Below are 21,825 nucleotides of genomic sequence, written 5' to 3'. Positions count from 1 at the left end.
GAGTCCGGAGATGACAAGCGTTCTGGCCGCCGGCGACCACTTCGTGCACCCCGAGGTGTTCGTCGACGCCTTGCGCCGCGCGACCACGCGCGAACTGCGCTTCGACACGCTGAAGCTGCCGTGGCCGGTCGAGCCGTTCGGCCCGGTCGGCAACGTGCAGGAGGCCAGCGGCACCGAGCAGCGGCTGCTCGACGCCCTCGGCGACACCGAGATCGTCGCCACCCAGATGGCGCCGTTCACCGGAGACGTGCTCAACGCCGCCGAGAACCTGAAGTTCGTCGGCGTGTGCCGGGGCGGCCCGGTCAACGTCGACCTGCAGGCCGCGACCGACAACGGGGTCATCGTCAGCTACGCGCCCGGCCGCAACGCGGCCGCCGCAGCCGAGTTCGCGGTAGGGCTCATGCTCGCCGCGCTGCGCCGGATCCCGGGCTCGGACGCCGAGCTCAAGGACGGCAACTGGCGCGGAGACTACTACGCCTACGAGAACGCGGGCATCGAGCTCGAAGGCTCCACCGCCGGACTCGTCGGTTACGGCGCGATCGGTCGCATCGTCGCCCGCGTGCTGCGCGCGTTCGGGGCGAACGTCCTGGTCGCCGACCCGTTCGTGAAGGCCGCCGATGTCGCCGGCGAGGGCGTCGAACTGGTCGAGCTGGAAGAACTGCTGCGGCGCAGCTCGGTGGTGAGCCTGCACGCGCGGCTGACCCCGGAGACCCGCAACCTGCTCAACGCCGACAACCTCAAGCTGCTGCCGGAAGGCGCGGTGCTGGTCAACTCGGCGCGCGGCGGGCTGCTGGACTACGCGCCGCTGCCCGACCTGCTGCGCACCGGCAAGCTCGGCGCGCTGGCGGTCGACGTCTACGACATCGAACCCCCGCCGCGCGACTGGCCGCTGTTCGACGCGCCGAACGTGATCACCACCCCGCACCTGGCCGGTGCCACCCGCCAGACCGCGCACCGGGCGGCCGAGATCGTGGCCGGTGAGGTCGCCAGGTTCCTCGACGGGCAGCGGCCCCGGTTCGTGGCCAACCCGGACGTGCTGGCGAAGTTCGGAGACCTGCGGCCATGATCATCGGAGTGGACGTCGGCACCTCGGTGACCAAGGCATCGCTGCTGGGCCGCGACGGGTCGGCTCTGCTGACCCGCGGCGTGCGCTCCACCCTGCACCGGCCCGCACCCGGACTGGTGGAGCAGGACCTCGACGAGGTCGTCGATTCGGTCGTCCAGGTCGTCCGCCAGGTCGCGGCCGCGGCCACCGAACCCGTGCAGGCCCTGGCCATCACCGGTCAGGGCGACGGGCTGTGGCTGCGCGACGAGCACGGGCGCAGCGTCGGGCGTGCCATCTCCTGGCTGGACGCCCGCGCCGCAGGTGTGCTGCGCGACTGGGAGACCAGCGGCGTGCAGCGGAAGGTGCACGCGCTGACCGGTTCCGGGATGTTCCCCGGTTCGGCCGGGCCGCTGCTGGCCCACCTCGCCGAGCACGAGCCGGAACGCCTCGAACGCGCGGCCGTCGCCGGGTACTGCGTGGACGCGATCGTCCAGCGCTTCACCGGTGAGATCACCGTGGACGCCTCCGACGCCTCGATGCCGTTCCTCGACGTGCCCGAGCGCGAGTACTCGACCGAGGCGCTGGAAGCCTGCGGCATCGCCGAGCACCGCCGCCTGCTGGCCGACACCACCCCGGTCGGCAAGCTCTTCGCGCTCTCCGACGAGGCCGCGGCCGAGCTCGGCCTGCCGTCGGGACTCCCCGTGTCAGCCGGGCCGTTCGACCTGCCCGCCTGCGCCTTCGGCTCCGGGGTCAGCGACGTCGGGGACGGCAGCCTGGTGATCGGCACGACGCTGGGCTGCCAGGTGCTGCGCGACGAGGTCGTCATCGACGCCCTCGGCGAGCCCGCCGGGATGTGGCTGGCCACGCCGATCCCGCAGCGCTACCTGCGGGTGATGCCCGCGATGGTCGGCACCGCCAACCTGGACTGGGTGCTGGCCACCACGGGATCGAGCGTCGAGCAGCTGGAAACCCTACTCGCGCAGAGCCGGCCGGGAGCAGGTGGCGTGTCGGCGCTGTCGTTCCTGTCCTCGTCGGGTGAGCGCGCGCCGTTCGTCGACTCGCGGGCGCGCGGCCAGTTCACCGGGCTCTCGCTGGAGACCACCCCCGCCGACATGGTGCGCGCGATGTGCGAGGCCGTCGCCTACGCCGCCCGGCACAACCTGGAGAGCGCAGGGCTCAGCGGAGAGGTCGCGGCCTGCGGCGGCGGTGCCCGCTCGCAGGCGTGGAGTCAGATCTTCGCCGACGTCCTCGGCCGGCCGCTGAACGTCCCGCACGAAGAGGGCGTCGGCGCGCGGGGAGCGGCGATGACCGCGTGGGATGCGCTGGGCGAACCCGTCGACCGGGAGCAGTGGGCCGCCGACCGGCATGTCGTGCACCCCGATCCGGAAGCCGTGGAGTTCTACGACCGCGGCTACCACGACTACTTGACCGCCATCGAACGCGCCCGGCCGCACTGGGCGCCCGTCGAGGAGGGCTGACGTGACGCGCTTGTACGACGATCCGGCCACTTTCACCGAGGACATGGTCACCGGGTTCGTGGCCGCGCACCCCGATCACGTGCGCCGCGTCCCCGGTGGCGTGGTGCGCTCCCGACCGGCCCGGCCCGGCAAGGTCGCGGTGGTCACCGGCGGCGGATCCGGCCACTACCCGGCGTTCTGCGGAGTCGTCGGGCCCGGTTTCGCCGACGGTGCGGTGATCGGCAACATCTTCACCTCGCCATCGGCGGCTGACGCCTACTCCGTGGCGCGCGCGGCCGACCGAGGCGCCGGAGTCGTGTTCTCCTTCGGCAACTACGCCGGTGACAACATGAACTTCGGACTCGCCGTGGAACGCCTGCGACGCGAGGGGACTCGCGCGCACAACGTGGTCGTCACCGACGACGTCGCCAGCGCTCCCACTGAGGAGCAGGCCAAGCGGCGTGGTGTGGTGGGCGATTTCGTGGTGTTCAAGGTCGCCTCCGCGGCTGCCGAGGAGGGGTACGACTTCGACGAGGTGGTGCGCGTCGCCGAGCACGCCAACGCGCGCACCCGCAGCCTCGGCGTCGCCTTCGACGGTTGCACGCTGCCCGGCCAGGACCACCCGCTGTTCGAGGTGCCCGAAGGCCGGATGGGCCTGGGACTGGGCATCCACGGCGAGCCCGGCGTGTCCGAAACGCCGATGCCCTCGGCGTCGGAGCTGGCGAAAACCCTGGTGGACGGCGTGCTGGCGGAGGCCCCGGCCGAAGGCGGCCGGGTCACGGCGATCCTCAACGGGCTCGGCGCCACCAAGTACGAGGAACTGTTCGTGGTGTGGGGAACCGCGTCCCGGCTGCTGGCCGAGGCCGGTGTCGAGGTCGTCGCTCCGGAGGTGGGGGAGCTGGTGACCAGCCTGGACATGGCCGGCTGCTCGCTGACCCTGACCTGGCTGGACGACGAGCTCGAACGGCTCTGGCTCGCCCCGGCCGACACCCCGGCCTACCGCAGGGGATTCGTCGAAGCGTCCACATCGGACGTCGAGGTCGAGGACCCGGTGGTGGCCGAACCGGAGGTCGTGGTCGCGCCGGAGCAGGGGCAGGCCACGGCCGCCGAGGTGGTCGCGTCGTTGCGCGCGGTCGCAGACCTGTTGCGCGACAACGAGGACGAGCTCGGACGCCTCGACGCGATCGCGGGCGACGGTGACCACGGACGCGGCATGACGCGCGGCAGCTCGGCGGCGGTCGAAGCCGCCGAAGCCGCAGCAGCCCAGGGCGTCGGTCCCGCGGCCGTGCTGCTCGCGGCCGGCGATGCGTGGGCGTCGAAGGCCGGCGGCACCTCGGGCGTGCTGTGGGGAGCCGCGCTGCGCTCCTTCGGCGACCTGCTGCCCGACGACCGCGAGGCCCGCGCGGCGGACCTGGTGTCCGGTGCCGAGGCCGCGCTCGCCTCGGTGCAGCGCCTCGGGCGCGCCGAGCTCGGGGACAAGACCCTGGTCGACGCCCTGGCGCCGTTCGCCGAAGAGCTCCGCGGCGCGGTCGACGAAGGCAGCGGGGCAGCGGTGGCGTGGCGGCGCGCGGCGGCGGTGGCGACCAAGGCGGCCACCACCACCTCGGAACTGCGGCCCCGGACGGGCCGGGCCAGGCCGCTGGCCGAACGCAGCGTGGGAACACCCGACCCGGGCGCGACGTCGCTGGCGCTCGTGCTCACCCGGGTCGGAGAGCTGATCGGCGAACACTCCGGAGGGGGAGAGGACCAGTGAGCGAACAGCCGTACCGCATCGTCGTCGGCTCCGACGACGCCGGGCTGGAGTACAAGAACGCGCTGAAGAAGGACTTGGAGAACGACTCGCGGGTCGCCTCCATCGTCGACGTCGGTGTCGGCAACGACGAGCACACCGCCTACCCGCACGTCGCGGTCCAGGCCGCCCGATTGGTCGCCGAGGGGTCGGCCGACCGGGCGCTGCTGGTGTGCGGAACCGGGCTCGGCGTGGCCATCAGCGCCAACAAGGTGCCCGGGATCAGGGCGGTCACCGCGCACGACAGCTACTCGGTCGAGCGGTCGGTGCTGAGCAACAACGCGCAGGTGCTGTGCTTCGGGCAGCGCGTGATCGGGCTCGAACTGGCCCGCAAGCTCGCCGGTGAGTGGCTCGACTACCGTTTCGACACGAGTTCGGCGTCGGCCGAGAAGGTCGCGGCGATCGACGGCTACGAGGGCACCGGGGTGGCCTGTTGAGCGGGAAGGGATGAGCGCATTGCGTCTGGCCGAGCAGCGCGGCGAGGTCATCGACATCGCGCGGCGGATGACCTCCGACCGGCTGGTGGTGGGAACCTCCGGCAACGTGTCGGTGCGCAGCGGCGACCTCGTCGCGGTCACGCCCTCGGGCGTGGAGTACGACGAGCTGCGGCCGGTGGACATCCCGCTGGTCGACCTCAGCGGTGAGGTCGTGGAGGGCGAGCTCAAGCCCACCTCCGAGCTGCCGATGCACCTCACGGCCTACGTCGAGCACGACGCGGGCGCGGTCGTGCACACCCACTCGCTGCACGCCACGGCGCTGTCGCTGCTGCGCGACGAGGTTCCGGCCGTGCACTACCAGCTGGCCGACTACGGCGGTGCCGTGCGCGTCGCCGACTACGCCACCTTCGGCACCGACGCCCTCGCGGTGTCGATGTCCGAGGCGCTGCGCGACCGCAACGGCTGCATCCTCCGCAACCACGGCACGGTCACCGTCGGCGGCAGCCTCACCAAGGCCTACAACCGGGCCCGGCAGCTCGAATGGCTCTGCGAGCTCTGGCTCACGGCGGCCAAGCTCGGCGACCCGGCCGTGCTCTCCGACCAGGAGCTCGCCCACTGCGCAACCCTCTTCGCGGGCTACGGCCAATCGGTTCGCTGATCGTCGCGCGTTCACCGCTCGGTGTGATGTCCGCCTGTTAACGCCGGTGTGATCCGGGTTCGTCCTGGTGAAACGTGGTGCCTGAAGCATGGGGGCATGACTCCCAGCGAGCACCGTCGAGCCCACGGGGACTGGACCCGCGAGATCATCGAGCTGGCCGCGCTGTTCCTGATCGCAGGCGCGGCGAACCTCCTCGTCACCGGCGTGCGCAGCCACTCCGCCGCGACGCTGGTGCTGATGTCCCTCGGAGCGGCCCTGCTGGTCGCGGGTGCCGCGCGGTGGTGGTCGCGCCGTGGCACCGCGTCCACCGCGACCGACGACGGGACCGAACCGGTCCCGCCAGAGATCGGGTACGTCCCGCAGAACCTGTGGCGGCTGCGGGCTCGTGTCACCGACACACCCGGACGCCTGGCGAAGCTGGCCGGGGCGCTGGCGGCGCTCGGCGGCGACATCCGCACCATGCAGGTGCACCCGGTCGCCGACGGGGCGGTCGACGAGGTGCTGCTGCACGTTCCCACCCGGATCCGGCACGCCGAACTGGTCGCCGCGGTGGAGAGCGCCGGCGGTTACGACGTGACCGCCTCGCACGCCGACGTCCGCGAGCTCGACGACGTGCCCACCCGCACCGCCAACCTCGCCAACGACCTGATCAACGGCCGGACCGACCTGGTGAGGGGTCTGCGCTCGCTGCTCGGGCACGTCGACGTGCGCTGGCACGAGGAACCCGAGCCGTCGCTGGAAGCCGGGGTCTTCACCGAGACCGCGATGTGCCTGGACGAACCCGGCGGCGGGTTCCTCGTGCTGACCCGGCCAGGAGGCGCGTTCACCCCGGCCGAGTTCGCCCGCGCCCGCGCGCTGGTCGACCTGGTCACCAGCTGCCGCGCCCGCGTCCGCCCGGCCGAGCGGACCGCGACCACGCCCGGCGGGATCGAGCTGACCCTGCGCCCGGCGGATCGCGCGGACCTCGACCTGGTCGCCGAGTTCCACGAGCGCTGCTCCAGCGCCGCGCGCTTCCGCCGCTACTTCAGCCCCGGCCCGGCCCCGGGGGAACGAGGACTGCGACGACTGCTGACCCCGGCGCTGGGGCGCTCCACGCTGGTGCTCGGTCCGCACGGCGAGGTCGTGGGGATGGGAAACCTGATGTACGACGGCGACAGCGGTGAGCTCGCCCTGCTGGTGCGCGACGACTGGCAGCGTCGGGGCATCGGCGCGGTGCTCGCCCAGCACATCGTCGAACAGGCCGCTGAGCTGGGGATCACGACGCTCACCGCGCACACCCACGTCGACAACACCGCGATCTCCCGCACGCTGCGGAGCGCCGGCCTGAAGCTCGTCGGTGCGCCCGAACCCGGCGAGTGGAGCTGGTCGCGCGACCTCACCCCGCTCGCACGGGCCGAGTAGCGCCCACCGAACGGCCCCGGAACCAGGTCTCTTGGGTTCCGGGGCCGTTCGGCGTTGCGCGGTCCTCAGGCCACGCGGGCCGCCGGTGGCAGGGTCGCCGGAGTGCCGACGGGCCACTGCGCGGGTTCGGGCCCCAGCTCGGTGAGCTCGCGCACCTGCAGCGCGCACCAGGGGGAGACCTCGGTGTCACCGGAGAGGACCCCGGTGCTGAACTCCTTCCAGCGCACCCAACGAGTCGAGGCGACCTCGTCCGGGTTGGGCGCGGGTGTGCTGTCGGTGAAAGCGACGAACACCGGGCACATCTCGTTCTCCATGACCCCGTTGTCCATTGTGGCGTGATAGCGGAACGCGGGCAGCGCCAGTTCGAGCCCGCGCACCGCCAGGCCGAGCTCTTCGCCGAGTCGGCGGGTGATGGCGGCCTTCATCTCCTCCTCCGGAGCCGGGTGACCGCAGCAGGTGTTGGTCCACACGCTCGGGAAGGTCCGCTTGTGGTGCGCGCGCTGGGTGAGCAGGAATTCGCCGTGGTCGTTGAACACGTAGCACGAGAACGCCAAGTGCAGCGGCGTCTCCTGGTGGTGCACGGTCGCCTTGTCCTCGACGCCAATCGCCTGGCCGGCCTCGTCGAGCAGGACCACCTGTTCCACGTGCGGTACCTCCATGGGGTAGCGGGGGTGTCGTCCCAGCTTGCCTCAGCGCCGCCGGGAGAACAATGCGAGCCCTGATCGGCCTAGTGCGCCGAGCGTCGGGTTGTGCTCGGCAACCGTGAAACCCCCTCGCGAATACGGGAAAAACGCGTTGGTGAGGCGACTTTTGGTCAAAACGGTCTGCCTCGAGATTCTCGCCGATACGTTCGCCAGGCGAATACGCGATCGATCGAGATCGACTCCGACATCGACGAAGGGGATCGCGGAGATGCCGAACCGCCCGATGCTCGCCACCGCTTCCGCGCTCGCGGCGGCCGCAGCGCTGGTGCTGCCCACCGCGGCCGTTGCCGAGAACAGCGCACGCGCCGGTGCCGTGGCCGTGCAGGACCACCTGCAGGAACTGCAGGACATCGCCGGTGCCAACGGCGGGAACCGAGCCGCCGGGACGCCCGGATACCAGGCTTCCCTGGACTACATCAAGGGCAAGCTCGACGAAGCCGGCTTCACCACGACGGTCCAGGAGTTCGACTCCCTCGGCGGTCCCACCTACAACCTGATCGCCGAAACGCCGGGCGGTGACGCCAACAAGGTCGTCATGTTCGGCGCTCACCTGGACAGCGTGGGCGAGGGGCCGGGGATCAACGACAACGGCACCGGTTCGGCCGCGATCCTGCAGGCCGCGCTCGACTACGCGGCGGGCGGCGAAACGCCGACCCACAAGCTCCGCTTCGCCTTCTGGGGCGCGGAGGAAGAGGGCCTGGTGGGCTCCACCCACTACGTGGAGACGCTGCCGGAGGCCGAGCGCGGGAAGATCGCCGCCTACCTGAACTTCGACATGGTCGGCTCGCCCAACGCCGGCTACTTCACCTACGACGGCGACGACTCCGACGGCGTCGGCGCCGGCCCGGGCCCGGAAGGATCGGCGCAGATCGAGAAGCTGCTCAACGACTCGCTGGGTGCGGCGGGCGCGCCCGCGGAGGGCACCGATTTCGACGGTCGGTCCGACTACGGCCCGTTCATCGAGGTCGGCATCCCGGCCGGTGGCACCTTCACCGGCGCGGAGGAGACCAAGAGCCCGGAGCAGGCCGAGAAGTGGGGCGGCAAGGCGGGGGAGGCGTTCGACGCCTGCTACCACCAGGCGTGCGACACCGTCGAGAACGTCGATGCCCAGGCCCTGGAGCGCAACTTCGCGGCCATCGCCAACGCAGTGAAGACCTACGCGGCGCAGTTCCCGCAGCCGTAGACCGCAAGCCATCGGGAGAGGGAAAAGGCCGTCCCCGGCAGCACCGCAGCGCAGGCGGTGGCTGCCGGGGACGGCTGTTCTCGCGCATCAGTCCCATGTCTGACGGGCCTACATCAATGGATTGATGCGCGATCTGATCTGGGGCAGTTCAATTTCTCCTGTCGGTTCGATCGGGAACCGAGCGCACCGGGCACGGGTGAGCACGCCGTGCCGGTGCAGATCCAGGAGGTGGCGGCTGTTGACCGGACCGTACCTGCTGCCCGCCCACCTGGACCCCGCACAACCGCGCTACCAGGCCAGCTTCGCCGTCGAGGTCGACGGGCGCCGGGTCACCGCGCACGCCGGGCAGACGGTCGCCGCCGTGCTGATGTCGCGCGGGTTGACCTCGTGGCGCGAATCCGGTGGTCGAGGCCGGAGACGTGGGCTGTTCTGCGGGATCGGCGTGTGCGCCGAGTGCGTGCTGGTGGTCAACGGAACCCCGGGCGTCCGCGCCTGCCTGCGGTCGGTCGAACCCGGCGACGTGATCAGCACTCGCGGCATGGGGGAGCGGGCATGAGCGTCGTGGTCGTGGGGGCGGGACCGGCAGGCATGACCGCTGCCCTGCACGCTGCTCGAGCCGGGGCCGAGGTGCTGCTCGTCGACTCCTCGAACGCGCTGGGCGGGAAGTACCACCAGGCCCCGCCCGAGCAGTTCGGCCTGGCCCAACCGCAGCGGATCCGGCGAGGGCAGCGGAGTTTCACGACCCTCGCCGAGGAGATCGACGCCCACCCGCGCATCCGGCGGTCGTCCGGCAGCGTTCGGTCGCTCGATGGTCACGACGTCCACGTTCGCGCCGGTCCCGGGGACGCCGGGGAGAGCTTCCACGCCGACGCGCTGGTGCTGGCCACCGGCGCGCACGACCGGGTGCTGCCGTTCCCCGGCTGGGAGCTGCCCGGCGTGTTCACCGCCGGGGCCGCGCACGCGCTGGCGAGTGGCCAGCGGATCGCGGTGGGCAGCCGGGTGCTGGTCGCGGGAACCGGGCCGCTGCTGCTGCCGGTCACCGAATCGCTGCTGGGTGTGGGCGCCGACGTGGTGGCCGTGCTCGACGCGGGGAGCCCGGCGGCGTGGTTGCGACGAGCACCGGACCTGGCCGGTCAGTGGGACAAGCTCGCCGGGTTCGCCGGCTACCTGCGCAGGCTCGTCGGCAACACTCAGTTCCGCACCAGGGCCGGGGTCGTGGCGGCGGTCGGCGAGGACCGGGTCAAGGAGGCGGTGGTCGCCAAGCTCGACGCGCGGTGGCGGCCGGTTCCGGGCACGCACCGGAGGATCCCGGTGGACGCGATCTGCGTCGCCCACGGTCTGGAACCGCGACTGGAGCTCGCCAGAGCGGCGGGCTGCGACATCGAGGACGGCTTCGTGCGGGTCGACGGAGCGCAGCGCAGCTCGACGCCGTGGGTCTTCGCGGCGGGTGAGGCCACCGGCATCGCCGGAGCCCGTGCCGCGGCGGCCGAAGGCGCCGTCGCAGGGCTCGCCGCGGCCGTGCACGTCGAGGCGACCACGTGGAGCCAGGTCGAAAAACCCGCTCGTCGGGCGATTCTCGTGGTCCGATGTGGACGGCGATTCGGCCGGGCGATGGCGTCGGCGACCCGCATCGGCGAGGACTGGAACGAGTGGCTCACTCCGCAGACCGTCGTCTGCCGCTGCGAAGAGGTTCCCTACCAGGCACTTCGGGACAGCGCGCCCGCCCAGCGCGACGCGAGCTCGCTGAACCTGTCCTGCCGCGTCGGGCTCGGGTCCTGCCAGGGGCGGATGTGCGGCCGCAACGCCAGCGAGCTCGCCGAGAACCTCCTCCGGACGTCCGCGAAGGAACCCCCGGTCGCCTGATTCCTGCCATCATGTGCCGCATGGCCGAATTGCGGACCGCGCACACCGCGGACCTCGACGTGGCGAGCCTGGGCGCGGCGCGCCGGTTGCTGTGGGACGTCTTCATCGAAGGCGACGCCATGACCGAAGCCGACTGGGAGCACTGCATCGGCGGCATGCACGTGCTCGCCTGGGAGGGCGACGAACTGGTCGGGCACGCCGCGCTGGTGATGCGGCGACTGCTGCTCGGCGACCGCGCCCTGCGCACCGGCTACGTGGAGGGCGTCGCGGTGCGACGCGACCGCCAGGGCCGGGGCATCGGTGGTGCCCTCATGGCCGAGGTCGAGCGCATGATCCGCGCGGCCTACGACCTCGGGGCCCTCGGCGCCAGCGAAGTCGGCCGCCCCTTCTACGCGGCGCGGGGCTGGAAACCCTGGCCCGCGCTGACCAGGGCTCTCACACCCACCGGCATCCGCCCGACCCCCGAGGAGGACGGCTGGATCTACTACTACCCGGCCGGGGCCACCCTCGATCTCAGCGCGCCGCTCACCTGCGACCCCCGCCCCGGCGAGCCCTGGTGAACGCGCGGGGAACCCGCCGATGACGAACGGGGAACCCCGCCGCAGCGGGGTCCCCGTTCGCTCGCGCCGCGATCAGGTCTGCGGATAGCGGTGGTAGCCCGGGAAGTTGCCGTAGAGCTGCTCTCCCGGAGGCCCCTGGGTGACGGCGTGGACGAGGTGCTGTCCTCCCACGAACGCGCCCTTCCACGACGCGCCCCGGCCGCCGAACGGCTCGTCCCGGTCACCGCGCGAGCGCGGCTTGTTGATGCCGACCTTGAACGCTTGGACGCTCTCGGCGAGCTCGGCGGCGAACGACTCGTCGTCGCACGCGACGGAGGCCACCAGCGCGCCGTTGGAGGCGTTCATCTGCGCCAGCAGCTCCGCCTCGGTGTCGACCACGACGATGGTGTCGACCGGTCCGAACGGCTCCTCGTGCATGAGCCGGCTGGCGCCCGGCGGTGCCAGCAGCGTCACCGGCGCGGCGTAGGCCGAGACGTCCTGACCGTCCAGGAAGTGCCCCTGGGAGCGGTCGCCGTGGTGCAGCGGAACTGCGCCGTGGCGCAACGCCTCGGCAACCCGGCCCTCCAGCTCGGTGGCCTTCGCCGCCGAGATCAGCGGACCGAAGTCCAGCGCGGGCGGCTCGCCGTTCTCCCCGGCCAGCGGGTGACCGAAGCGCACCGACTGGACCACCGGGAGATAGGTGGCGAGGAACTTGTCCACGAGCTTTCGCTGCACCACGAACCGCGGGTAGGCGGTGCAGCGCTGCTTGGCGTACTCGAAGCCCTTGCGCAGGTGAGCGCTCAGTCCGTCCCAGTCGGAGAACTCCCACAGGCCCCAGGTGTTGAGGCCTTCCTGCTCCAGCATGTGCCGCTTGCCGGTGTCGACCAGCTGCGCGGCGATCTTGCCGCCGTTGGAGCGTCCGCCGACGAACGCGAGCGCGCCCACCTCGGGCGAGCGCACCAGCGGGTCGGACAGGGCGGAACCGTCCCCGGACACCAGCGTGGCCGGTAGCCCGGCGCGGGCCATCAGCGCGTGCGCGACGGTCAGCGTCACCGCGCCGCCCTGCGTCGGGGTCTTGGCGATCACGGCGTTGCCCGCCAGCAGCTGCACGAGCTCGGCGTGCACCAGGACGCTCATCGGGTAGTTCCAGCTGGCGATGTTGCTCACCGGGCCGGGAAGCGGCTGGCGCTTGTGCGGGGCGCCCTCCACGTCCTGGTTGAGCATCTGCTCGGTGTGCTCGGCGTACCAGCGCACGCCGTCGAGGCAGCGGTCGACGTCGGCGCAGGCGGCCTTCCACGGCTTGCCGATCTCCCAGGCGAGAAGCAGTGCGAGGTCGTCGCGGACCTGCGACATGGCCTCGACCGCGCTGGTCACCGCTTCGCGGCGCTGCTCGAAGGTCGTCTGCGCCCACGCCTGGTGGGCCCTCGCCGCTGCCCGCACCGCGTCCTGCGCCGTGCCGGCGTCGATCTTGGGCAGCTGGGCGAAGACCGTGCCGTCCACCGGTGTGACCTGCGGGGCGGGCTCCCCGACGGCCTGCCAGCGGCGGTCGATGAGGTTGCGGGGCACGCCGTCGTCGAACGCCTCCGGCACTGCGGCGATGGCCCGTGACAGCACCGCCGAAGCGGTGTGGTGATCGGGAACCCGGAGTGTCATTACGCCCTCCTCAAAAGATTGGGATGGGGTGCCGGGAGGCATAGGACTATGCCAGGTCGAGAGGCGCTGCGCCTGCTGCAATCGTACGAATTCGAACAAAACGTACGTGCGTCTTGTGAACCCCTTCAGAGCCTCGCCGCTCCGCCGCGGTTGGGAAATCCGGCGAAACAGGAACGCGGAATTGTCCTGATGGCGGCTACCGGTGCGACGTTCGAGCTGCAGCGAGAGCCGGTTACTGGCGGGTACTCGCCAACTCCTCCGAAATTCGGCGCGGACTTCCTTGAATGAAGGAGCTTTTCGCGCTCCGAACGGAGGAAAACATGCGTCACGCAAGGTACCTCATCGGTGCGGTGGCAGCCTGCACGGTCGTCTCGGGCACCGCCGCATCGGCCTTCGCAGCTGATTCCGACTCCGCATCCGCCGCCGAAAACTACGTCGCCCTAGGCGATTCCTACGCCTCGGGAACCGGGACCCGGGAGTACTTCGAGGACAGCGGTAGTTGTCTTCGAAGCCCCAAGGCATATCCGCAGTTGTGGGCCGACTCGCACGGAGTCGCCAGCTTCGAGTTCGCGGCCTGCTCGGGTGCCGTCACCGACGACGTCAACGCCGACCAGCTCGGCTCGCTCAGCGCCGACACCACGCTGGTCACCATCTCCATCGGCGGCAACGACATCGGCTTCGTCGACGTCATCACCAGCTGTGTCGCGGGTACCGACGAGGGCTGCGACCACGCCGTCAACGACGCCTCCGAGAAGGCCCGCAACGAGCTGCCCGCCAAGCTCGACACCACCTACGCCAACATCCGCTCCGCCGCGCCCAACGCCGAGGTCGTGGTCCTCGGGTACCCGAAGATCAACGAGATGGGCGACTGCGGGATCCCGTTCTACTCCGAGTACAAGCGCCAGCGGATCAACGAGGGCGCCGACGAACTCGCCTCGGTGATCTCCGAACGCGCCTCGGCCGCCGGATTCTCTTTCGCCGATCCGCGAAGCGCGTTCGAGGGGCACGGCGTGTGCGCCTCCGACGAGTGGATCAACGGGCCGAGCAACCCGATCCAGGAGTCCTTCCACCCCGACGTCGACGGGCACGCCAACGCGTACCTGCCGACCCTGAACTCCGTCACCGGCTGACACTCCCGGAGGCGGAAGAGGCGTGTCGCATGGAGAAACCTCCCGTCGTTCCACGCGGCACGCCTCGTTCAGCCGTCGCGATGTCACAAGGTCGGGACGAGGCCCCCGTCGCAGCGGATCGCGGTCCCGGTGATGTAGGAGGCGTGGGCGCTGCACAGGAACGCGGCCGTGGCGCCGAATTCGGCGGGCTCGCCGTAGCGCTTGGCCGGGATCGCGGCCTCTCCCCGGGCGCGGACCTCCTCGAGCGGCAGGCGTTCGCGCTCCGCCGTGGCGCTGTCCAGCGACGACAGGCGATCGGTGGCGATCCGGCCCGGCAGCAGCAGGTTCGCGGTGACGCCCTCGTCGGCCACGTCGATGGACAGGCTCTTCAGGTACGCTGCCAGCGCGCTGCGACCGATGTTGGACAGCGCGAGGTTCGGGATCGGAGCCTCCACCCCGCTGGAGGCGATCGCCAGCAGCCGGCCCCAACCGCGCTCCCGCATCCCCGGTAGCACGCCGCCGACCAGCGTCTGGTGCACCAGCAGCAGGTTCCGCACCGCTTCGGCGGTGTCGTCCGGGCCGACCTCGGAGGCGCTGGCCGGGCGGGGCCCGGGACCGTTGAGCACCAGGACGTCGATCTGCCCCAGCGCGTCCTGCGCCGCCGACAGCAGCTTCTCGGCCCCGCCCGGCGCGGTCAGGTCCACCTCCACGCCAGTGGCACCGGGCAGCTCGGCGGCGATCGCCTTCGCGCGGTCACCGCGACGGCCGGACACCACCACGTTGACGCCCTCGGCGGCCAGCGCCCGCGCGGTCGCCTCACCCAGCCCACCAGTCGAGGCGCAGACGAGCGCATTGCGGCCGGCGATTCCCAGATCCATCAGTTCTCCATGTTCTCCACGGCCGCCAAGTGCCGATCCAGTTGTTTCTCCAGGCTCTCCGGCATACCGGGCGCAGGTGCCCGCACCCGCGATTCGCCGATGAGGCCCCGTCGGCGCAGCGCCTCCTTGCGGATCGCCAGGCCGATGCGGGCCTGAGCCTCGAAGTTCACCAGCGGCAGGTACCGCAGGTACGCCTCGAGCGCGGCCTGGTAGCCGCCCCGCCGCCACGCGTCCACGCAGGCCTTGAGTCCTTCCGGGAACGAGAACCCCGTCATCGCTCCCGCCGCGCCCGCGGCCAGCTCGTCCAGCAGCCCGACACCGCCGAGCCCGCCGAAGACCGGAACACCGGTGCGAGCGGTCAGCGTGGCGATCGCCGGGGGAGTGGGCGGGGCCTCGGCCTTGACCGCCACCACCGATTCGACCTGCTCGACCGCTGAGGCCAGGTCGGCCGCGCTGATCGACACGCCGGTGACCAGCGGGTAGTCCTGCACGACCAGGCCGGCGCCGGTTCTCGCGTGCAGGGCGTTGAGCTGGGCGGCCAGCAGCTCCGGGTCAGGGGTGTTGACCTGCACCATCGCCCCGGCCAGCTGGTCGCCGACCACGTCGGTGGCCATTTCGACCTCTTCGGCCACGGGTGCCGGCGAGGTGCTGGAGGCACCCACCACGATCGGCAGGTCCACGGTTCGCACCACGACTTCGAGCACCGCTCGCTTCTCGGCCGCCGACAGGCGCACCGCCTCGCCGAAGACGCCCAGCACCGTCAGCCCGGTGACGCCGATCCGCCGGTAGTGCCCGACGAGCTTCGCCAGCGACGCCAGATCGACGTCCTGTGTGGACTCGGTGAACGGTGTGGCGACCACGCCCCAGACACCGGACGCGAGCGGATCCGCAGCCATCTGCACCCTTTCAGCCAGCGGCTCGACCGGCGATCTTATGCACGTCGAATCACATCACGTCAAGGTCGCGTCGGGTCGCCCGAGCCACCAGGTGAGCAACGGCCCCGCCACGGCCAGGATCAGCACGTACCCGGTCGCCAGCGGACCCAGCACGCCGCCCTGGGCGGCGACCAGGCCGACGATGATCACCGAGAACTCGCCGCGCACCACGAGCACGCTGCCCGCTCTCAGACGACCGCGACGGCCCGACCCGCCACGGGCAGCCGCGAACCACCCGGTCCCCATCTTGGTCAGCGCGGTCACCACCGCCAGCCCGAACGCCACCGGCAGCAGCGGCGGCAACGACGCGGGTGGTATCGAAAAGCCGATGGCCAGGAAGAACGCCGCTGCGAACAGATCGCGCAGTGGCGAGATCACGCTGCGCACCCGCTCGGCCAGGGGTCCGGTGAGCGCCAGCCCCACCAGGAACGCACCGACCGCGGCCGAGGTGCCCGCCAGCTCCGCGACCGCCGCCACCACCAGCGCCAGTCCCACGATCCGCAGCAGCAGCTGCTCGGTGTCCCGGTCGTCGACCACCTGGCCCACCCGGTGGCCCCAGTGCCGTGAGATCACCAGCGCCAGTGCGAGCACTCCCAGCGCGACCGCCACGCTCGCCAGAGCCTGCAGCAGCGTCCCGCCACTGGCCAGCACCGCCAGGATCGGCAGGTACACCGCCATCGCGAAGTCCTCCAGCAGCAGGATCGACAGCACCGCCGGGGTCTCCCGGTTGCCCAGCCGGTGCGAGTCGTCGAGCAGCCGGGAGACGATCGTCGAGGACGACACCCACGTCACCCCCGCCAGCGCCACGATTCCGGTCGCGTCCAGCCCCAGCAGCCAGCCCGCCACCGCACCTGGCGGGGCGTTGAGCAGCAGGTCCACCACGCCGGACGGCACGTGCTTGCGCAGAGTGACGGGGAACTCCTCCACGGAGAACTCCAGACCGAGGGTGAGCAGCAGCAACACCACGCCGATCGACGCGCCGATCTCCACGAAGTCGCCGGCCGCAGGCAGCGGCGCGAACCCACCCTCACCCATCGCCAGCCCGCACAACAGGTACAGCGGGATCGGTGACACGCCGAACCGCCTGGTCAACGAGCCTGCCGCGCTCAGCAGGACCAGCACGGTACCCAGCTCGAGCAGCAGCGCGATCGACGTGTGCACGTCGGTCACCCGGCCAGGATGTGTTCCACCCCAGTGATCCCCTGCTGCGTGCCGATCACCACCAGAATGTCCCCGGCGCGCAACGATTGCCCGGGGGAAGGTGAGGCGATCACGTCCTCACCTCGCACGATCGCCACGATCGACGCGCCGGTCTTGGTCCGCGCCCGCGTCTCGCCCAGCATGCGACCGTCGAACGGGGAACCCGCCGTCACCTCGACCTGCCCGGCGTTGAGGCCGGGAACCTCGCGGGTCAGGTCCGCGAACCGCTCGGCGATGCGCGGCGCTCCCAGGATCTCGGTGACCGCCTCGGCGTCGGTGGCGTTGAGCCGGAACAGCACTCGGACCTCGTCGGGATCCTGCTCGGGGTAGGACACGAACTCGAAGTCACCTCGTCGCCGCGCGACCACTCCGATGCGCTGGCCGTCAGCGGTGGTGAACTCGTAGCGCAGCCCGACTCCCGGCAGCAGCACTTCGGTCACGTCCATGCGGCCCATCATCACGCCGAGCGGACCGGCTCGCCGCGCCAGACGGATTTCACCCACAACGCCGCCTCGATCGGCTATGGTGGACGGCGATGCTGGACGGGTCCCCGCCCGCTGAGCATTCACCCCAGACTTACGCGGTCGTGCACCGCACAGCAGGCCGAGCCGGTCCCAGGCGCCATCCAGGACCGAGCCCGGCTCCCGGGTGGCCAAAAGGGAGGGGCGGCGGAGCGCCGCCTCGGTCATCCGCGTGGAAGAGCCCGCTGGCCAAGCAGGTCAGCGGGTTTTTTCGTTCCCGCGTTTCCCCTGGTCAGAGGCCTGCTAGCTTGGGTTTCCCCCGACAGGTCGCTCACGGTGCGTACGCATGACCTCATGAGAATCCCCGCCAGTCCCGGAAGACGGCAGGGATCAAGGCCCGGCCCTGTTGAGCGCTCGGTGCTCGTCAGCAGCCTTCGGTGGTGATGCCTTGTTCGCAAAGCCATTGCCGTTGGGTCTCGCCGGAGGTCTTCTCCTGGCCGCAGGCGGTTCCGCACTGCTGGTAGCCGGGGAGCTGGTCGTACTCCTCGTAGCTGTAGGGGTAGCCCGTGTTCTGCTTGTAGTCCTGGAACTGCTGGTTGCCGCTATTCCCCTCGGGCTCGTAGGGCACGTGGTCTCCCGGTGAGGAAGTCGACTCCTCGGGCTCTGCCGGCTCGTCGACCGTCGGCTCCGCCGCTGTCGGATCCGCGGGATCAGTCACGGGAGGAGGCGGTGCAACGGTCGGTGCCGGGGCCGTGGTGGTTGCCGGTGGGGCTGGGGGAGGCGGATCTGGAGCGGCGTTGCCCCAAACCAACGCCGAGCTCGCGAACAACACGGCCGCGAACCCGACGGCCGCGGCCGTACCGGTGAAGGAATCCATCGAGGTTACGTCCGTATCCAGTGGTGTCGACTCCTGGGCAAGACCAAGCGTGGGGTCTGGCTATTGGCGGAACCAGGGACCTAGTCCTCTGGGACATCCCCAAAGCGGCAAGCGGCTCGCTGCCCCGGCTTGGCTCAAGTTCTTCGACGTTCGTCGTGGCCTCCCCGAGCGTGAGTTTCTGACAACAGATGCTCTGAAAGCCGGGGACCCCAGTGCCTTCCGTCCCGGCTCGAAGTCATCGCGGCAGCGGTAACGGCACCTGGGACGGGCGGTAGATCTTGATCGTGAAGGTTTCCCTGTAAAGACTTGGGGTCGAACTACAGGGGGACCTGCGGGTTCATGATCCAGAGCACCGGAACGACGAAGATCCGAAAGGAGGCCAGAGGTGCTCCCGCCGGATCGGTGGTCCGTTACGGGGTGAAATACGGCCGGTCGGTTGATCTTGATCTCGGCGCACGTCCTATCATTGCCGGGCGTTCTCATTGCAGCTCGTTGTTGCCGCGCGGTCCGGGAGGCGGGGGAGGGTAGTGCGCGGGGTCGACTACTACGAACTCCTCGGTGTGGGGAGCGACGCGACGCAGGTCGAGATCAAATCGGCTTATCGGACGCTCGCCCGCAGCATGCACCCCGACGTCGGCGGCAGCGACGGTGCGTTCCGGCTCCTGCAGGAGGCGTACGAGACGCTCACCGACCCGGTGCGCCGCGCTTCCTACGACAGCGCTCGTCGTCGTCCGGTCGAGGCCGAGACCGCTCCGTCGAGGCGTCCGCGACGGCCGGGGGGAACCAGGCGGCCCGGTCGCGACTTCGGGGAGGACCCCGACTACGTGCCCCGGATGCCGAGGGTGCGTCTCGACGACCTCGGCTGGTGGGACAGCGTCGACCCGCAGGCGCGGGTGCAGTACCTGCCGGTTCTCGGTCCGGACCGGATGCCGACGTTCGCGCTGGTCGGCGCTTGGTCGTTGCTGTTGCTGGCCGGGATGGCGGTCGAGCTCAACGCGGTGTTGATGGCGACCTGGCTGGGTCTGCTGATCAGCTCCGGGGTAGTGATCGTGGTGCTGCTGCGCCGCCACATCGGTGCCCACCGGGAGCACCGGATGTTCACCGCCGAGTTCGGCAACCAGCGCATCTTCGGGCTGCCCGACATCCAGCACGAGCGGGCCCAGCTGCTCACCGCCGAGTTGTGCGCGAAGTACCTCATCCGGTTGCCCGGTGCGCGGGTTTTCCACGGTCTGACCTGGCCGGACTCGGTGTTCGAAGACGTCCACCACGCGGTGCTGTGCGGACGTCGCCTGGTGCTCGTGGAGTCCAAGAGCTGGTTGCCCGGGCACTACACGACCGACGAGAAGGGGTCGCTGTGGCGCAACGGGCATCCGTTCCGCGGCGGCGTGACCCGGTTGAACGAGGGCGTGGCCAACTTCGAGGCGCTGCTGCCCGAGGTCGAGGTGCGCGGTGCGGTGCTGATCTACCCCAGTCGGGCCGGTGAGATCACCACCGTCGAGCAGCCCGACGAGCAGGTGGTGCCGATGACTCCGGCGCAGTTCGTCAAGGACATCGGGCACTGGCTCGCGCAGGACCCGGCCACCGTGGACCGCGACGTCTTCACCACCGTGCTCGACCAGTTGGTGGACTGACACTCCTTCGTCGGTGGACACCGATGAGTTTCCAGCGCGCGTCGAGTCGATACCTGCGATCGAATCTCGACAGCGCGATGGGAAGGGTGCGTCCGGATGACTACGAGAGCGAACGAAACCAAGGGTCCGCCGAGACGGGCGGTCAACATCGCGCTCTGGGTGCTGCAGGTGCTGCTCGCGGCGTTCTTCATCTTCGCATCGGTCCCGAAGCTGCTCGGTGATCCGATCGCCGTGCAGATGTTCGACCTGATCGGCTTCGGGCAGTGGTTCCGCTACCTGACCGGGGCGGTCGAACTGCTCGGTGCGATCGGACTGCTGATCCCACGGCTGTGCGGACTCGCGGCGTTCGGGCTGGCGCTGGTGATGGTCGGCGCCGTGCTGGCGGAGGTCTTCCCGCTCGGGGCCCCTGCGTTGGCCCTGTCGCCGCTCGTGCTGTGCGTGGTGCTGCTGCTCGTCGCCTGGGCTCGCCGCAGCACGATCCCCTTCCTCGCCCGATCCTGACAGTTCCGACCTCAACTGAGTGGAGTGATGACGATGGCCATGAAGACCTTTCTCAACCTGCCCGTCAAGGACCTGAACCGTTCCGTGGAGTTCTTCACCGCCCTGGGGTTCACCTTCGACCAGAACTTCACCGACGAGAACGCCACCTGCATGGTGATCAACGACGACAGCTACGCGATGCTGCTCGTGGAACCGTTCTTCAAATCCTTCATCACCAAGGACCTGGCGGATTCGACCAAGGTCGCCGAGGTCATCACCGCCCTCACCGCCGACTCGCGCGAGCAGGTGGACCAGCTCGTGGCGAAGGCCCGCGCGGCCGGATCGCCGCGCATCGGGGACGTCGTGGAAGAAGGCCCGATGTACAGCCGGAGCTTCGAAGACCCGGACGGGCACATCTGGGAAATCTTCCACATGCCGCTCGACTGAGGGCTGCGGTCAGCTGTTCGCGGCGGGATCATGGTGCGGGCACGAGCGGACCCGGCGACCGGTCATCCTCCGACGAAGGAGCACGAGCGTGACGAACCCGCACCAGAACGTCAGCTTCGCCAGCAACGGACGGACCGCCCACGGCTACCTGGCCACTCCCGGGCGACCCGGCCCGGGAGTGGTGGTCATCCAGGAGTGGTGGGGGCTGACCGATCACGTCGCCGATGTCGCGAACCGCTTCGCCGCCGAGGGTTTCGTGGCGTTGGCCCCGGACCTCTACGGCGGCCACACCACGCACGACGCGCAGGAAGCCGCCCGGATGATGCAGGAGCTGCCGGTCGACCGGGCGGCTCGTGACCTCGCCGGTGCCGTGGACCACCTGCTCGGGCACGAGCTGGTGACCGGGTCGGCGGTCGGTGCGGTCGGCTTCTGCATGGGCGGCAAGTTCGCACTGGTCCTGGCCGCCCAGCAGGGCGACCGCATCGGCGCCGTCATCCCCTTCTACGGGATTCCGCCGGTGGAGACGGACTTCTCGGCGATGACGGCACCGATGCTCGGCCACTTCGGGGAGTACGACCGCGGCGTCACGGTGGACGCCGTCGGCGAGGTGGCGGACAAGATCAAGAAACAGACGGACGTCCACCCCCAGGTCCACGTGTACGCGGCCGGTCACGCGTTCTTCAACGACCAGAACCCCGCGTCGTACCACGAGGAATCGGCCCGCGTCGCCTGGCCGCGCACCCTGGACTTCCTGCACCGCCACCTGGGTTGAGCTTTCCCACTCTGGACTTGTCAAACAACAGCCGTGCTCTCAAGGGGCGTACGGGGACCGGTCTTCGCGGGCCGGTTCTCGATGGTCATCTGGCGGTGCCGAGACCTGGCTCGTGATCCCGTGGGCTGGGGGCCGACACGCGAGTCACGTCGCGGTCGACGGAATTCCTCGTCACGCCACCGCATCCGGGTGCTCGCAACTGTTCTCGGATCATCTCCGGTGTCATCGAACTCATGTGCCCATTGTGCCGCCGACCATTCGAAAACGCGAGCGAAAAGCGATCGCTGGATGGGATGATCCACCTGG

The 21,825-nt window shown here is 70.5% G+C and carries 22 protein-coding genes; 15 read left to right on the top strand and 7 right to left on the bottom strand.

Annotated elements, in window-relative coordinates; translation table 11 throughout:
• Positions 1-10 precede the first annotated feature (10 nt).
• The 6 genes from AB0J78_RS22935 to AB0J78_RS22910 all read left to right on the top strand — a co-directional run bounded on the left by AB0J78_RS22935 (position 11) and on the right by AB0J78_RS22910 (position 6,787).
• Positions 11-1,066: a 2-hydroxyacid dehydrogenase gene (locus AB0J78_RS22935; RefSeq protein ID WP_363792206.1), complete on the top strand. Its 1,056-nt coding sequence runs from the start codon at positions 11-13 to the stop codon at positions 1,064-1,066.
• Entirely contained in the window at positions 1,063-2,523 is a 1,461-nt protein-coding gene (locus tag AB0J78_RS22930; protein ID WP_363792204.1) for an FGGY-family carbohydrate kinase, read from the top strand. The genes AB0J78_RS22935 and AB0J78_RS22930 overlap by 4 nt, the downstream gene beginning before the upstream one ends.
• A gap of 1 nt (position 2,524) precedes the next feature.
• Positions 2,525-4,255: a dihydroxyacetone kinase family protein gene (locus AB0J78_RS22925; protein WP_363792202.1), complete on the top strand. Its 1,731-nt coding sequence runs from the start codon at positions 2,525-2,527 to the stop codon at positions 4,253-4,255.
• Positions 4,252-4,728, top strand: a complete 477-nt coding sequence (locus AB0J78_RS22920; RefSeq protein WP_363792200.1) for a ribose-5-phosphate isomerase — start codon at positions 4,252-4,254, stop codon at positions 4,726-4,728. The genes AB0J78_RS22925 and AB0J78_RS22920 overlap by 4 nt, the downstream gene beginning before the upstream one ends.
• A gap of 10 nt (positions 4,729-4,738) precedes the next feature.
• On the top strand, positions 4,739-5,386 hold the full coding sequence (locus tag AB0J78_RS22915; RefSeq protein ID WP_363792198.1) for a class II aldolase/adducin family protein: 648 nt from the start codon (positions 4,739-4,741) through the stop codon (positions 5,384-5,386).
• Positions 5,387-5,482: 96 nt separating this feature from the next.
• Positions 5,483-6,787, top strand: a complete 1,305-nt coding sequence (locus tag AB0J78_RS22910; RefSeq protein ID WP_363792196.1) for a GNAT family N-acetyltransferase — start codon at positions 5,483-5,485, stop codon at positions 6,785-6,787.
• Positions 6,788-6,852: 65 nt separating this feature from the next.
• Here AB0J78_RS22910 and idi read toward each other — a convergent pair whose 3' ends face one another.
• On the bottom strand, positions 6,853-7,431 hold the full coding sequence (gene idi, locus AB0J78_RS22905; protein WP_363792194.1) for an isopentenyl-diphosphate Delta-isomerase: 579 nt from the start codon (positions 7,429-7,431) through the stop codon (positions 6,853-6,855).
• Positions 7,432-7,699: 268 nt separating this feature from the next.
• On the opposite strand from idi, the gene AB0J78_RS22900 reads away from it, so the two are divergent.
• The 4 genes from AB0J78_RS22900 to AB0J78_RS22885 all read left to right on the top strand — a co-directional run bounded on the left by AB0J78_RS22900 (position 7,700) and on the right by AB0J78_RS22885 (position 11,097).
• A complete protein-coding gene (locus AB0J78_RS22900) occupies positions 7,700-8,674 on the top strand; it encodes a M28 family metallopeptidase (protein ID WP_363792192.1) in 975 nt (324 codons plus the stop codon).
• 238 nt (positions 8,675-8,912) lie between these two features.
• The gene (locus tag AB0J78_RS22895; RefSeq protein ID WP_363792190.1) at positions 8,913-9,230 is read left to right on the top strand and encodes a (2Fe-2S)-binding protein; all 318 of its coding nucleotides are present in this window, start codon (positions 8,913-8,915) and stop codon (positions 9,228-9,230) included.
• Positions 9,227-10,537, top strand: coding sequence for an FAD-dependent oxidoreductase (locus AB0J78_RS22890; protein WP_363792188.1), 1,311 nt, complete (start codon positions 9,227-9,229; stop codon positions 10,535-10,537). The genes AB0J78_RS22895 and AB0J78_RS22890 overlap by 4 nt, the downstream gene beginning before the upstream one ends.
• A gap of 20 nt (positions 10,538-10,557) precedes the next feature.
• Positions 10,558-11,097, top strand: a complete 540-nt coding sequence (locus AB0J78_RS22885) for a GNAT family N-acetyltransferase (RefSeq protein ID WP_363792186.1) — start codon at positions 10,558-10,560, stop codon at positions 11,095-11,097.
• A 72-nt stretch (positions 11,098-11,169) separates the two neighbouring features.
• On the opposite strand, the gene AB0J78_RS22880 is transcribed toward AB0J78_RS22885, so the two are convergent.
• Positions 11,170-12,729: an aldehyde dehydrogenase family protein gene (locus AB0J78_RS22880; protein WP_363792184.1), complete on the bottom strand. Its 1,560-nt coding sequence runs from the start codon at positions 12,727-12,729 to the stop codon at positions 11,170-11,172.
• A gap of 320 nt (positions 12,730-13,049) precedes the next feature.
• On the opposite strand from AB0J78_RS22880, the gene AB0J78_RS22875 reads away from it, so the two are divergent.
• Positions 13,050-13,859, top strand: a complete 810-nt coding sequence (locus AB0J78_RS22875; protein WP_363792182.1) for an SGNH/GDSL hydrolase family protein — start codon at positions 13,050-13,052, stop codon at positions 13,857-13,859.
• Between the two features lie 83 nt (positions 13,860-13,942).
• Here AB0J78_RS22875 and AB0J78_RS22870 read toward each other — a convergent pair whose 3' ends face one another.
• The 5 genes from AB0J78_RS22870 to AB0J78_RS22850 form a co-directional block, all read right to left on the bottom strand.
• The gene (locus tag AB0J78_RS22870; RefSeq protein ID WP_363792180.1) at positions 13,943-14,716 is read right to left on the bottom strand and encodes an SDR family oxidoreductase; all 774 of its coding nucleotides are present in this window, start codon (positions 14,714-14,716) and stop codon (positions 13,943-13,945) included.
• Positions 14,716-15,612, bottom strand: a complete 897-nt coding sequence (locus AB0J78_RS22865) for a dihydrodipicolinate synthase family protein (RefSeq protein ID WP_363792178.1) — start codon at positions 15,610-15,612, stop codon at positions 14,716-14,718. Before AB0J78_RS22865 ends, AB0J78_RS22870 begins: the two co-directional genes overlap by 1 nt.
• 54 nt (positions 15,613-15,666) lie before the next feature.
• Positions 15,667-16,821, bottom strand: a complete 1,155-nt coding sequence (locus tag AB0J78_RS22860) for a cation:proton antiporter (protein ID WP_363792176.1) — start codon at positions 16,819-16,821, stop codon at positions 15,667-15,669.
• Positions 16,818-17,354 (bottom strand): cation:proton antiporter regulatory subunit, encoded by a 537-nt coding sequence (locus tag AB0J78_RS22855; protein ID WP_363792174.1) that lies wholly within the window; start codon positions 17,352-17,354, stop codon positions 16,818-16,820. Before AB0J78_RS22855 ends, AB0J78_RS22860 begins: the two co-directional genes overlap by 4 nt.
• Before the next feature lie 382 nt (positions 17,355-17,736).
• A complete protein-coding gene (locus tag AB0J78_RS22850; RefSeq protein ID WP_363792172.1) occupies positions 17,737-18,030 on the bottom strand; it encodes a hypothetical protein in 294 nt (97 codons plus the stop codon).
• A gap of 686 nt (positions 18,031-18,716) precedes the next feature.
• Between AB0J78_RS22850 and AB0J78_RS22845 the strand changes: the two genes are divergently transcribed.
• From AB0J78_RS22845 to AB0J78_RS22830, 4 genes are all read left to right on the top strand, one after another.
• Positions 18,717-19,820, top strand: a complete 1,104-nt coding sequence (locus tag AB0J78_RS22845) for a DnaJ domain-containing protein (protein WP_363792170.1) — start codon at positions 18,717-18,719, stop codon at positions 19,818-19,820.
• A 96-nt stretch (positions 19,821-19,916) separates the two neighbouring features.
• On the top strand, positions 19,917-20,321 hold the full coding sequence (locus AB0J78_RS22840) for a DoxX family protein (RefSeq protein ID WP_363792168.1): 405 nt from the start codon (positions 19,917-19,919) through the stop codon (positions 20,319-20,321).
• 33 nt (positions 20,322-20,354) lie between these two features.
• Positions 20,355-20,747: a VOC family protein gene (locus AB0J78_RS22835; RefSeq protein WP_363792166.1), complete on the top strand. Its 393-nt coding sequence runs from the start codon at positions 20,355-20,357 to the stop codon at positions 20,745-20,747.
• A gap of 88 nt (positions 20,748-20,835) precedes the next feature.
• On the top strand, positions 20,836-21,519 hold the full coding sequence (locus AB0J78_RS22830; RefSeq protein WP_363792164.1) for a dienelactone hydrolase family protein: 684 nt from the start codon (positions 20,836-20,838) through the stop codon (positions 21,517-21,519).
• Positions 21,520-21,825: the final 306 nt, after the last annotated feature.

The organism is Saccharopolyspora sp. NPDC049426 (genome assembly GCF_040676935.1).
GTDB lineage: Bacteria > Actinomycetota > Actinomycetes > Mycobacteriales > Pseudonocardiaceae > Saccharopolyspora.
This window is presented reverse-complemented; position numbering and strand designations above follow the sequence as displayed.